Source organism: Aeromonas sp. SER (assembly GCF_038739615.1).
Taxonomy (GTDB): Bacteria; Pseudomonadota; Gammaproteobacteria; order Enterobacterales; family Aeromonadaceae; genus Aeromonas; species Aeromonas jandaei.
Map to the genome: position 1 here is coordinate 25,700 of NZ_JBCGFC010000007.1, position 12,407 is coordinate 38,106.

Genomic DNA, 12,407 nt, shown 5'->3' on the forward strand with positions numbered 1-12,407 from the left:
TTTATTGCTAATGACGTTCTATAACCAGCGACTGAGCCAGTTCATCAGATGAATGGTGGGATTGGATAGCTGTCCGGGCTGACACGCCGCTTTCAGGGCGACCAGTTGTTGCTCGGCATCCAGCAGTTTTTCACTGGAATGCTGTCCGGCGAACTGCTGGCTCAAGGTAGCCAGATCCGGCATCGCCAGTTGATGGTGGCCACATCCCGCCTGAGTTTTCAGAGCATCGCACAAAAAGAGCTGTACCCAATGCAGGCGAACTTGTGTCTCCTGACCGAGCTGGCTGCACAATGTGGTCGCCTTGATCGGGGACTTGGCGAGGGCGACAAAATCCTCGAGCAGCTCACGGCGAGCACCATCTTGCAGCTGCTCGATGTAGTCGAGCACCCGCAGCGGCGCCCCCTGACAGATCCGCACCTGAGCCAGAGTCGCCTGATGTCCCTGTTCAGCGAGCCAGCGCACCGTTTCACCCTCACTCGGCAGCTGGCACACATGTTTGTGGCAACGGCTGAGAATGGTGGGCAGCAGACGGGAAACCTGGGAGGCGATGAGGATCAGCAGGCTGTCACCGGCAGGCTCCTCCAAGGTTTTCAGCAGCGCATTGGCTGCCGATTCGGTCATCCGCTCCGCATCAGGAATGATAACCACCTTGCCGCGGCCGAGCTGGGCCGAGCCCTGCAGTCGGTTGCAGATATCACGGATCGCTTCGACCCCGATGGTCTTGCTGTCGCGACTGATGGTGCCGAGATCCGGATGATGGCCTTTGTCAAAGAGCTGGCAGGAGTGGCAATGACCGCATGGCTCTCCGCGATCAGGTTGTTGGCAAAGGTGCAAACGCGCCAACCGTTCAGCTAGCTGCTCCTTGCCAAGACCGGGATCGCCGAGCAACAACCAGGCATGACCCAGTCTGCCGGCCGCTGCCGTCTGGCTCAGTGCCTGCCAGTCGGGGATCAACCATGGATACATAGGCGTGCATCCAGCGCAGCTTCAATCGCCGCTTTTACCTGTTCCGGGATTTGCCCCGCATCGATCACCACGATGGAATCATCCTTGGCGGCGAGTTCGAGATAACGGGTGCGGGTGCGCTCGAAAAAGCTGAGCTGCTCCAGCTCGATCCGATCCAGCTCGCCACGATGGCGGGCGCGTTGCAGACCGAGTGCGGGATCGATATCGAGATAGAGGGTGAGATCCGGTTTGAAGTTGCCGAGAACCGCCTGCTTGATGGCACCGATAAGAGCAGCATCGATACCACGGCCACCACCCTGATAGGCCTGGGAGGAGAGATCGTGGCGATCCCCCACCACCCAGACACCATCGGCCAGTGCCGGCTTGATGCGGGTCTCCACCAGTTGTACCCGGGAGGCATACATCAGCAGCAGCTCGGCTTCGATGGTAAGGCGCTCGTCATGCACCTCTTTGACGATGGCTCGCATCCGCTCGGCCAGCGGCGTACCGCCCGGCTCGCGGGTACATTCGATCCGCTCGACGCCATGGCGGTGCAGATAGTCGGTGACGTAACGGACGGCAGAGCTCTTCCCTGCCCCTTCCAAACCTTCAATAACGATAAATTTAGACATCAGGATTTCTTCAATATGTATTCGCGAACCGCCCGATTGTGTTCATCAAGGGTCTTGGAGAAGTAGTGAGCACCACCGCCCTTGGCGACAAAATAGAGATAGTCGGTCGACTTGGGGTTGAGTGCCGCTTCGATGGATGCCTTGCCCGGCATGGCAATGGGCGTCGGCGGCAGACCATCGATCACATAGGTGTTGTAGGGGTTCTTGTCGGTCAGATCGCTGCGGCGAATATTGCCGTCATAGCGATCCTTCACCCCGTAGATCACGGTGGGGTCGGTCTGCAGCTTCATGCCAAGACGCAGACGATTGACGAACACCGAGGCGATTTGTGCCCGCTCTTCAGGCAGACCGGTCTCTTTTTCGATGATCGAGGCCATGATCAGCGCTTCATAGGGGGTCTTGTAAGGCAGATTGGCCTGCCGCTTGTCCCAGCTCTGCTGCAGGAATGTCTCCATGTCCTGGTGAGCGCGGCGCAGAATGGAGAGATCGCTGGCATGGGTGGTATAGGCGTAGGTTTCCGGCAAAAACCACCCCTCCAGCTTGCCATTCTCGATACCCAGTTCCTTGGCCAGATCAGCCTCGGGCAACTCAACCGTGAGCCGTTCCAGATAAGGTGCACTGGATAACTGCTTCAACCAATCTTCGAAGCGGGAGCCCTCGACGAAGGTGAGGCTGAAGTGAAACTCCTTGCCCGAAGCAAAGAGCGAGAGGGTCTCCTTGAGCAGGGCCCCCTCCTTGATTTCATAGGTGCCTGACTTGATGGCAACCAGCTCGGGATGACCGCGCAGCCAGAGGCGCACCGCCCACGGACTGGGTTCACCATCACCCAACTCGGCGATCAGGCGAGCGGCATGGGCCCCCTTCTCCACCGTAAAGAGGCGAGTCGGCCCCTTGTTGGTGAGCGTCTCCACCTGCTGCCATTTGTAATGCACATAGCCCCCGGCGACGGCCACAGTCAGTGCCGCCCCCGCGAGCAGGGTGTAAAGCCGATTAAACTTCAATGACCAAACGCTCCTGTAAACGGCGGCTCAATACCGGGGCTGGATACTGTTTATCCTCGATGCCGTTGACCGGCACCACCCCCATCAGGGTATTGGTGAGCCACACCTCTTCCGCCTGCCATAGTGACTCCAACGGAGCCTCTACCACACGCAACTCAATACTCATCTGTTTCAGCATCGCCATGACCTGACGGCGCATGATGCCGTCAACCCCGCAACTGGCCAGATCGGGCGTAAACACCGTCTTGCCCCGACGCCAAAACAGATTGGCACTGACCCCTTCAACCAGCACGCCACGACTGCTGAGCACTACTCCTTCGACTGCACCACGGCTGACAAGTTCGCTCTTGAGCAGCACCTGCTCCAACCGGTTGAGGGTCTTGAGCCCGGCCAGCATGGGGGCATCACCAATGCGCTGGCGGCACACCAGCAAGTTGATCCCCTCGCGTTGCCACTGGGCATACTGGGCAGGAAAAGGCGCCAGCGAAAGAATACGGGTCGTCTGCTGGCACTCGCTGCCATCATAACCACGGCCACCCTCCCCCCGAGTCAGCATCACCTTGGCAACACACTGTTGTTCACCGGCAACCAGGGTCTCGAGTTCCCGAGCCAACAATTCCCAGTCCGGTTCACCCATCCCTAGCCGGCTATTGGTCTGTTGCAGTCGAGCCAGATGCGCTGGCCACTGCAATACCTTTCCTTCTCGTACGGCCATAGTGGTGAAATGGCCATCGCCATAGGCCAGACCACGGTCGCGGGCCGAGATGGTATCGAGCTTCAATCCATTGATCAGCAAAGAGATCCCTCCGATAAAAAAGGCCCGATACCGGCAGTATCGGGCCTCTGTCATTGCCCGCAGGCAATTATACGCGTTTGAAGATCAGGGAACCATTGGTACCGCCGAAACCAAACGAGTTGGAGAGGGCGTACTCGAAGTTACCCGGCTTGGCCACGTGGGGCACCAGATCCAGGTCGCACTCATCATCCGGGTTGTCCAGGTTGATGGTGGGCGGTGCAATCTGATCGCGCAGGGCCAGCACAGTGATGATCGCCTCGATGGCACCGGCAGCACCCAGCAGGTGACCAGTCATCGACTTGGTCGAGCTGACCATCAGTGACTTGGCGTGCTCGCCAAAGACGGCTTTCATGCCGCGCAGTTCGGCCACATCACCCAGCGGGGTCGACGTGCCGTGGGCATTGATGTAACCCACCTGCTCGGGTGCAATACCGGCATCTTTGATGGCATTCTTCATGGCGCGAGCGCCACCGTTGCCATCGGCAGGAGGTGCAGTCATGTGGTAAGCGTCACCACTCATGCCAAAACCGACCAGTTCGGCGTAGATCTTGGCACCACGAGCTTTGGCATGTTCGTACTCTTCCAGTACCAGTACCCCGGCACCGTCACCCAGCACGAAACCGTCGCGATCTTTATCCCACGGACGGCTCGCTTTCTGCGGTTCGTCGTTGCGGTTGGAGAGCGCCTTGGCAGCTGCAAAACCGCCCATCCCCATCGGGGTGGAAGCCTTCTCGGCACCGCCGGCGACCATCACGTCGGCATCGCCGTAAGCGATCATCCGGCCAGCCATGCCGATGGCATGGGTACCAGTGGTACAGGCGGTGGTCACAGCGATGTTTGGACCTTGCAATCCCTTCATGATGGAGAGATGACCGGACACCATATTGATGATGGTGGAGGGCACGAAGAAGGGGCTGATCTTGCGCGGGCCGCCGTTCACGAGGCTGTCGTGGTTCTGTTCAATCAGACCCAGACCGCCAATCCCGGAACCGATCGCCACACCGACGCGCTCGGCATTGTCGTCGTTGATTACGAGGCCGGAATCATCCAGTGCCTGCATACCGGCAGCAATACCGTATTGAATGAAGAGATCCATCTTGCGAGCGTCTTTACGGTTGATACCGTACTGCTCGGGATCGAAGTCCTTGACCAGACCTGCAAAACGGGTTGCAAACTCGCTGGCATCGAAATGGTCGATAAGGGAAATGCCGCTCTGCCCGTTGAGCAGGGCTTGCCAGCTGGATTCGGCTGTGTTGCCTACCGGGGAAAGCATCCCCAAGCCGGTCACCACGACTCTGCGTTTTGACACTGAGGTAGTCTCCGAGAGGTGATTTGAAAGGAAACAAATACAAAAGAAGCGGCCCTTGGGCCGCTTCTTTCAGAACAGGAACTTATTCCTGATTAGCGGTGATGTAGTCGATAGCCGCTTGAACAGTGGTGATCTTTTCGGCTTCTTCATCAGGAATTTCGGTATCGAATTCTTCTTCCAGCGCCATTACCAGTTCAACGGTATCCAAAGAGTCAGCGCCCAGGTCGTCGACGAAGGAGGCAGCGTTCTTAACGTCTTCTTCTTTAACACCCAGTTGTTCAATGATGATTTTCTTTACGCGTTCTTCGATGTTGCTCATGACCTGAATTTTCCTTTAAAAATACGCTATTGCGTCTGGTTGGGGTAGTTTATTCAATTGACGTGAGTTTGCAAGTAGCTTGCCGCTGGTCAAACCACGAAATTCGCCAAACTTCGGCGTACTATCGCAAATTTGAACAGAACTCACGACAAATTGATTACACCATGTACATCCCGCCATTAACATGCAGGGTTTCACCGGTGATATAGGCTGCTTCATCGGAAGCCAAGAATACCACAGCGGCGGCAATCTCTTTCGGATCACCCAGACGAGCGGCAGGAACCTGGCTCATGATGCCGGCACGTTGCTCTTCGTTCAGGGCGCGAGTCATGTCGGTTTCGATGAAACCGGGGGCAACCGCGTTGACCGTGATACCACGGGAGGCCACTTCACGTGCCAGCGATTTGGTAAAGCCAACCAGACCCGCCTTGGCGGCTGCATAGTTGACCTGACCGGCATTGCCCATGGTACCAACGACGGAACCGATGCTGATGATGCGACCATTGCGCTTCTTCATCATCGCCCGCAGAACCGGTTTGCTCAGGCGGTAGAGTGAGGTCAGGTTGGTATCGATGATCTCGTTCCACTCGTCATCTTTCATCCGCATCAACAGGTTGTCGCGGGTGATACCAGCGTTGTTGATCAGGATGTCGATATCGCCGAAACGCGCCTTGATGGCAGCGAAAACGGCTTCGATGGATTCCTGGCTGGTCACGTTCAGTGCCATGCCGCAACCATTTTCGCCCAAGTAAGCGCTGATTGCCTCAGCACCGCTCTCGCTGGTCGCTGTGCCGACGACTTTGGCGCCACGGGCCGCGAAAGTTTCGGCAATTGCACGGCCGATGCCACGACTGGCACCGGTCACCAACACAACCTTATCGGTAAAGCTCATTACTTGCTCCTGTTTACTTGATCTGGGCCAGTGCCTGCTCGAAAGAGGCTGCATCGTTGGCGTGAATACCTTCCACGCGCTTGTCGATGCGCTTGGCGAGCCCGGTCAATACCTTGCCCGGCCCCATCTCGATTTCGAGGGTAACGCCCTCATTGGCCATCCGCTCGACAGTCTCGGTCCAACGAACCGGGCTGAACAGCTGACGCACCAGTGCTTGCTTGATGGCAGCCGGATCCTGTTCACAGGATACGTCGACATTATTGATGACCGCGATGGCAGGAACCTTGATCTCGATCCCGTCCAGCGCAGCTGCCAGTTTTTCTGCGGCAGGTTTCATCAGCGCACAGTGGGATGGCACAGAGACCGGCAGCGGCAGCGCACGCTTGGCGCCCGACTCTTTCATCAGCACATTGGCACGCTCGACAGCCTCTTTGTGGCCAGCGATAACCACCTGGCCCGGAGAGTTGAAGTTGACCGGAGAAACCACCTGCCCCTCAGCCGCTTTTTCGCAGTTAGCAGCAATAGTGTCGTTGTCCAGACCGATGATGGCAGCCATGGCACCAGTACCTTCCGGTACCGCTTCCTGCATGGCCAGACCACGCAGCTCGACCAGTTTGACGGCATCGGTAAAGGCCAGCGCACCGCTGCAAACCAGAGCGGAATACTCACCCAGACTGTGACCAGCCATGACGGAAGGCGTTGCCCCTCCCTGCTGTTGCCACAGACGCCACAGTGCGACAGAAGCAGTCAGCAGTGCGGGCTGGGTACGCCAAGTTTTGTTCAGCTCTTCGGCCGGACCGTTCATTACCAGTGCAAACAGGTCATAACCCAGCACCTGGCTCGCCTCGGCGAAGGTCTCCTTGATCACTGCATGTTGCTCGGCCAGCTCGGCCAGCATGCCCACGGTTTGGGAGCCTTGTCCCGGGAAGGCAATGGCAAATTGGGTCATCATTGATTCCTTTTAGATAAGCAAAAATGAAATCGTTGCGGGATGACAGCACTCGCTCATCCCGCTTTGGATCAGAGGCGAACCAGCGCCGAGCCCCAGGCAAAACCGCCGCCAAAGGCTTCCAGCAAGACCAGCTGGCCCGGTTTAATCCGGCCATCCCGCACCCCTTCATCGAAGGCGATAGGGACGGACGCAGCAGAGGTATTGCCGTGCTTGTCGAGGGTCAACACTACCTTGTCGAGGCCCATGCCGAGTTTCTTGGCTGTGGCGCTGATGATGCGGAAGTTGGCCTGATGGGGCACCAGCCAGTCCAGCTCGCTCGGCTCGAGACCGGCAGCTGCCAGCGTCTCAGTCACGATCTCGCTCAAACGGGTGACTGCCACTTTGAACACATCGTTGCCCTTCATGTACATGTAGGCTTCGAGTTCGGCGCCCGGCATCCCGCGACGGGGTTGCGGCAGCTTGAGCAAATCGCCATAACGGCCATCGGCATGAAGATGGGTGGAGAGAATGCCCGGTGTTTCGCTGGCACCAATCACCACGGCACCGGCCCCATCACCAAAAATAATGATGGTGCCGCGATCTTCCGGATCGCACATGCGCGACAGCACATCGGCGCCAACGACCAGCACGTGGCGGGCGGCACCGGATTTGACGAACTGATCGGCAATGGAGAGTGCGTAGGTAAAGCCGGCGCAGGCTGCCGCCACGTCAAAGGCAGGGATCCCCTGTACACCCAGTAGCCCTTGCAGTTCGCAAGCAGCTGCCGGAAAGGCGTTTTCTGCGCTGGTGGTGGCCAGCACAATCATGTCGAGATCGGCCGCAGTCAGGCCTGCGGCATCCAGGGCCCGCAGGGCGGCCTGGTAAGAGAGGGTGGCAACAGTCTCATCAGCACCGGCAATGCGGCGCTCACGGATCCCGGTGCGTTCCACGATCCACTCGTCACTGGTCTCAACCATCTGCTCGAGATCGGCGTTGGTACGCACTGAACTCGGCAGGTAGCTGCCAGTACCCAGAATTTTGCTATGCATAGAGTTCTTATAGGTCCCTGTCGGAAAAGACAGCTTCAAGGCGATCTGCTATTTGCAGTGGAAGTTGATGTTTGGCCTCTTGTGCGGCCAGCAGGATCGCATTACACAGGGCGCGCCGCTCGGCTCGCCCATGACTTTTTACCACAATGCCGCGCAATCCTAACAGACTTGCCCCGTTATACTGGTCGGGGTTCAAGTATGAAAAACGCCGTTTGAACATAAAACCGGCGATCCGGCCAAGAAAAGTGCGCTTCTTGCGGGGATATCCCGCCAGCTGAGCCATCATTCGCACTACCCCCTCGGCCGTTTTGAGGGCGACATTGCCAACAAAACCGTCGCAGACAATCACATCGCACTCACCGCTGAAGATGCGATCCCCTTCAATGAAACCGACATAGTTGAGTGCGTTGCACTGGCGCAACAATTCGGCACTGTGACGCACCAGATCATTGCCCTTGATCTCCTCTTCCCCGATATTGAGCAAGGCAACTCGAGGAGAAGCGATGCCTTCGACTTTCTCGGCCACAACGGAGCCCATCACCGCAAATTGAAGCAAGGTATCCGCATCACAACTGACGTTGGCGCCGAGATCCAGCATCACGGTGCGCTTGCCGCTCAATGTCGGTAGCGCCTTGATAAGTGCCGGTCTATCGACCCCGGGCAGAGATTTGAGCACGCACTTGGCCATCGCCATCAACGCGCCGGTGTTGCCGGCGCTCACGCAGGCATCGGCCTCACCGGCTTTCACCAGATTGAGTACCACCCGCATGGAGGAGTCTTTCAGAGTACGCAGCGCCACGATCGGTTTATCGCCCATGCCAACCACCTGGGATGCATGTACGAAACGGACGCGGGGATGATTCAGCAAGCCATGTTGCTGCAGCAGAGAGGAGGTCTGATGTTGGTCTCCGACCAGGATCAGTTTTAGCTGGGGTAAAAGAGACAGTGCCTGCACGGCGGCAGGCACTGTTTCCGAGGGGCCAATATCTCCCCCCATGATGTCTAGCGCGACAGTTTGCGTAGACAAAGGCAATCCTTAAGCGATTACCTTTTTACCGCGGTAGAAACCATCGGCAGTCACGTGGTGACGACGATGGATTTCGCCACTGGTCTGATCAACAGTCAGGGCAGCGGTGGTCAGCGCATCGTGGGAACGACGCATGCCACGCTTGGCACGGGTTTTACGGTTCTGTTGTACGGCCATTGTAGGCTAACTCCTAAATTCACTTACGTTTAAGCTCTTCAAGAACTGCAAAGGGATTCGGCCGCTCATCAGCAGGTTCGATTTCACCCCAAGTCATCTCCATGTTACCGCGGGGACAAGCATCCAGAGAATGCATGGCTACCTGAGGCAACGAGAGGATGAGTTCATCCTCCAAGATTTGATGAAGGTCCATCTCGCCGTTTTCGTCCAACTCAATGGGCTCATAAGCTTCCGGCAGTTCTTCCTCGTTTGTTCTTTCGAACAGCGGAGTGTAGATAAATTCAGCTTCACAGAGATGCTCAAAAGTCTCTCCGCAACGTTGGCAAACCAGATCGACCTTGGCATGGGCAGTGCCTTTCATAACGGTCAACTTCTGGACATCTTTGCCAAAGTGCAGCGACACCTCGATATCACTCCGCAAGCCAGCGGTTGATTCCTCCAGCCTGGGCATCTGCGACTTTTCCACTATCCCGACATAATCGAGCAGCTTCAAGGCACTACGGACTGGATCAACCTTAACGGGCAACTTCACCTTTTGCATAGGGCGCGAATAATATAGGTCCAACAACTGATAGTCAAAGGAAAAAGTCCTTACCGCCGATGATTTTAACGCCACAAGTCCCTAGAATGCCGGTACTTGCTTTCATCGGTATTCGGATTATGCCACAGAATCTTATCCTCGCCTCAACTTCTCGCTATCGCAAAGCCCTGCTGGAGAAGCTTGGCCTCCCCTTTGAATGTGCGGCTCCCGACGTAGATGAACGACCACTGCTAGATGAATCCGCTCAGGAGCTGGTGGCCCGACTTGCCCGGGCAAAGGCCCAGGCCATTGCAAATAGTCGTGATCACGGGCTGATCATCGGTTCTGATCAGGTGTGTGTCTGCAATGGCCGCATCCTCGGCAAACCGGGCTCCATCGACAATGCCATAGCACAGCTGATGGCGGCTCAGGGGCGCAGCGTCACCTTTTACACCGGCCTGTGCGTACTTAACGCTGCAACCAATGAGATTCATCAATTGATTGAACCGTTTACAGTTCACTTTCGCGATCTCGACGAAACCGCCATTCGCCGCTATGTAGAGGCTGAACTACCCCTCGATTGTTCTGGCAGCTTCAAATGCGAAGGGATGGGGATCGTGCTATTCAAGGGGCTGGAAGGGCGTGATCCTAACGCCTTGATCGGTCTGCCGCTGATCGGCCTGATCGAGCTGCTGGAGCGCCACGGCATCGCCCTGCCCTGATGGTGGGCGAATGGATGAGCTAGAAGATATATAAAAGGCCCGGTCAATTGACCGGGCCTTTTATCAATCAGATTGATGTCACTCAAGAAGTGAGACGTTTACAACAACGTGCGAAGAGCCGTCATAGAGTCAACCACTGCCACTGGCTCGTAACGACTGAGGGCCTCGCTGCTATCCACCCCCCAGGTGACGCCAATGCGCGGCATGACGATTGCCTCGGCCATCGCCATATCGTGAACAGAGTCGCCAATCATTACGGCCTGCCTAGGTGAAAGCCCCAGTTCAGCCAGGATCTGCTCAAGCATCAGCGGATCAGGCTTGGATCGAGCCTCATCGGCCCCACGACTGGTCACAAACGACGGGCGCAGCCCGGTCTCATCCAATACCCGATCCAGCCCACGGCGTGATTTACCGGTCGCGACGGCCAGTTGCAGGCCCCGTGACCGCCAGTCATGCAGCAGCTCCCCTGCCCCGGCAAACAGCGAACTGGGGGTGGTGTCGTGCAGATAGTGATGACGATAACGATCGATGAGTGTGGCAATCTGGCGCTCATCAATGGCGGTGCCACTGTCGCTACGTAAAGGGAACAGGCGGGACATGGCGACATCGAGGCTCAATCCGATGATCTGCCGGATCTGGGCTGGTGCAGGTACCGCCAGCTCACAATCTCTGGCGGCCCCTTGAACACAGGCAACAATCCGGCCCACCGAATCCATCAGGGTACCGTCCCAATCGAAAATGGCGAGCCGGATATCCTGCATCAGCGTGGCAAGCCGTTGAGGAAGTTGTCGAGTTCAGGTGCCAGTGGCGCTTCTACCTGCATTTCGCGACCATCGCCTGGATGGGTGAAGCTGAGCTTCCAGGCATGCAAAAAGAGCCGTTTCAGCCCTTGGCTGCGCATTTTCTCGTCAAACGCTGCTTCACCGTACTTATCGTCACAGGCGATCGGGTGACCGGCATGCAGGGTGTGCACGCGGATCTGGTGTGTACGACCGGTGATGGGGCTGCACTCGACCAGGGTCGCTTCGGCAAATTGACGCACGATACGGAAACGGGTTTCGGAAGGCTTGCCATCCGCGCTGACCCGCACCACCCGCTCACCGGATTGCAGATCGTTCTTGCGTAGCGGTGCGTTGACAACCTTGACGTGAGCCTGCCATTTGCCGCGAACCAGCGCCAGATACTGCTTGCGCATGGTCTTGACGCGCAACTGCTCATGCAGGCTGCGCAGGGCGCTGCGTTTTTTAGCAACCAGCAGTACGCCTGAGGTATCGCGATCGAGACGGTGAACCAGTTCGAGGAAACGGGCTTCCGGACGCAGGGCGCGCAGCCCTTCAATCACGCCAAAGCTCAGGCCGCTGCCACCGTGTACGGCCATGCCGGAGGGCTTGTTCAGCACGATCATGGCATCGTCTTCAAACAGGATCTGGCTCTCCAGACGCTGGATAACACTCAGGTTGGCGGATGGCAGCTCATTTTTTTCAGCGACGCGAACGGGAGGAACCCGCACCTCATCGCCTGCGCAGAGTTTGTACTCCGGTTTGATGCGCTTTTTGTTTACTCGCACTTCACCTTTGCGAAGGATGCGATAGATCAGGCTCTTGGGGACGCCCTTTAGCTGAGTCTTGAGAAAATTGTCGATGCGCTGCCCGTCATGCTCAGCTTCGATGGTGAGCAGCTGCACTTGTTGATGTATCTGTGTCATGGCGCGGATTTTACCACTGCCAGCGCCCCTTGGCTGCTGGTTTGTTGAAAAATGGCGCCTTGCTATAAAAGAGGTTTAAATGGGATAATAAACAAGGTTTTGTCATTGTGTTCAAGCCTTGTACTAAGTGGCCAAAAAGTATGCCACCCAATCCCGAAACACCGTGTATACAAGAACATGACGGTTCCCGGGTGCGAGGTACAACGCATGGAGAACACAAACATCACCGTTTATTTGTCTCCATTTCGGCATCCTTATTCATTCCTTCTCGAGAAGTGATGACCAGAACGCCCTTAGTTTGCGCCTCATGCATACCCCAACCGGGAGGTTGCCCCAGTATGCTGAAGACCCGAGGCCGGCGCTGGCAGGACCCAGATGGAGG

The 12,407-nt window shown here is 57.0% G+C and carries 15 protein-coding genes; 1 reads left to right on the forward strand and 14 read right to left on the reverse strand.

The window, feature by feature from the left end:
• Window positions 1–18: 18 nt before the first annotated feature.
• From holB to yceD, 12 genes are all read right to left on the reverse strand, one after another.
• Complete coding sequence (gene holB / locus AAHA41_RS12000; protein WP_323069694.1) at window positions 19–966, reverse strand: DNA polymerase III subunit delta'; 948 nt, start codon at window positions 964–966, stop codon at window positions 19–21.
• Window positions 951–1,577, reverse strand: coding sequence for a dTMP kinase (gene tmk, locus AAHA41_RS12005; protein ID WP_323069695.1), 627 nt, complete (start codon window positions 1,575–1,577; stop codon window positions 951–953). The genes holB and tmk overlap by 16 nt, the downstream gene beginning before the upstream one ends.
• Window positions 1,577–2,578: an endolytic transglycosylase MltG gene (gene mltG, locus AAHA41_RS12010; protein WP_043850823.1), complete on the reverse strand. Its 1,002-nt coding sequence runs from the start codon at window positions 2,576–2,578 to the stop codon at window positions 1,577–1,579. The genes tmk and mltG overlap by 1 nt, the downstream gene beginning before the upstream one ends.
• Complete coding sequence (gene pabC, locus AAHA41_RS12015) at window positions 2,568–3,374, reverse strand: aminodeoxychorismate lyase (protein ID WP_320654842.1); 807 nt, start codon at window positions 3,372–3,374, stop codon at window positions 2,568–2,570. The genes mltG and pabC overlap by 11 nt, the downstream gene beginning before the upstream one ends.
• Before the next feature lie 67 nt (window positions 3,375–3,441).
• Window positions 3,442–4,683: a beta-ketoacyl-ACP synthase II gene (fabF, locus tag AAHA41_RS12020; protein WP_041207727.1), complete on the reverse strand. Its 1,242-nt coding sequence runs from the start codon at window positions 4,681–4,683 to the stop codon at window positions 3,442–3,444.
• Window positions 4,684–4,765: 82 nt separating this feature from the next.
• Entirely contained in the window at window positions 4,766–5,002 is a 237-nt protein-coding gene (acpP, locus tag AAHA41_RS12025; protein ID WP_005300909.1) for an acyl carrier protein, read from the reverse strand.
• Window positions 5,003–5,159: 157 nt separating this feature from the next.
• Window positions 5,160–5,894, reverse strand: a complete 735-nt coding sequence (fabG, locus tag AAHA41_RS12030) for a 3-oxoacyl-ACP reductase FabG (protein WP_104014793.1) — start codon at window positions 5,892–5,894, stop codon at window positions 5,160–5,162.
• Between the two features lie 13 nt (window positions 5,895–5,907).
• Entirely contained in the window at window positions 5,908–6,843 is a 936-nt protein-coding gene (gene fabD, locus AAHA41_RS12035) for an ACP S-malonyltransferase (RefSeq protein WP_110303661.1), read from the reverse strand.
• Between the two features lie 71 nt (window positions 6,844–6,914).
• On the reverse strand, window positions 6,915–7,874 hold the full coding sequence (locus tag AAHA41_RS12040; protein WP_033113678.1) for a beta-ketoacyl-ACP synthase III: 960 nt from the start codon (window positions 7,872–7,874) through the stop codon (window positions 6,915–6,917).
• A gap of 7 nt (window positions 7,875–7,881) precedes the next feature.
• On the reverse strand, window positions 7,882–8,901 hold the full coding sequence (plsX, locus tag AAHA41_RS12045; protein ID WP_041207723.1) for a phosphate acyltransferase PlsX: 1,020 nt from the start codon (window positions 8,899–8,901) through the stop codon (window positions 7,882–7,884).
• A 9-nt stretch (window positions 8,902–8,910) separates the two neighbouring features.
• Window positions 8,911–9,078: a 50S ribosomal protein L32 gene (rpmF, locus tag AAHA41_RS12050; protein ID WP_005300935.1), complete on the reverse strand. Its 168-nt coding sequence runs from the start codon at window positions 9,076–9,078 to the stop codon at window positions 8,911–8,913.
• 19 nt (window positions 9,079–9,097) lie between these two features.
• A complete protein-coding gene (gene yceD, locus AAHA41_RS12055) occupies window positions 9,098–9,619 on the reverse strand; it encodes a 23S rRNA accumulation protein YceD (RefSeq protein WP_041207910.1) in 522 nt (173 codons plus the stop codon).
• 119 nt (window positions 9,620–9,738) lie between these two features.
• Between yceD and AAHA41_RS12060 the strand changes: the two genes are divergently transcribed.
• Window positions 9,739–10,320 (forward strand): nucleoside triphosphate pyrophosphatase, encoded by a 582-nt coding sequence (locus AAHA41_RS12060; protein WP_323069697.1) that lies wholly within the window; start codon window positions 9,739–9,741, stop codon window positions 10,318–10,320.
• 98 nt (window positions 10,321–10,418) lie between these two features.
• Here AAHA41_RS12060 and AAHA41_RS12065 read toward each other — a convergent pair whose 3' ends face one another.
• The gene (locus AAHA41_RS12065) at window positions 10,419–11,081 is read right to left on the reverse strand and encodes an HAD-IA family hydrolase (protein WP_323069698.1); all 663 of its coding nucleotides are present in this window, start codon (window positions 11,079–11,081) and stop codon (window positions 10,419–10,421) included.
• Window positions 11,081–12,025, reverse strand: coding sequence for a 23S rRNA pseudouridine(955/2504/2580) synthase RluC (gene rluC / locus AAHA41_RS12070; protein ID WP_201966376.1), 945 nt, complete (start codon window positions 12,023–12,025; stop codon window positions 11,081–11,083). Before rluC ends, AAHA41_RS12065 begins: the two co-directional genes overlap by 1 nt.
• Window positions 12,026–12,407: the final 382 nt, after the last annotated feature.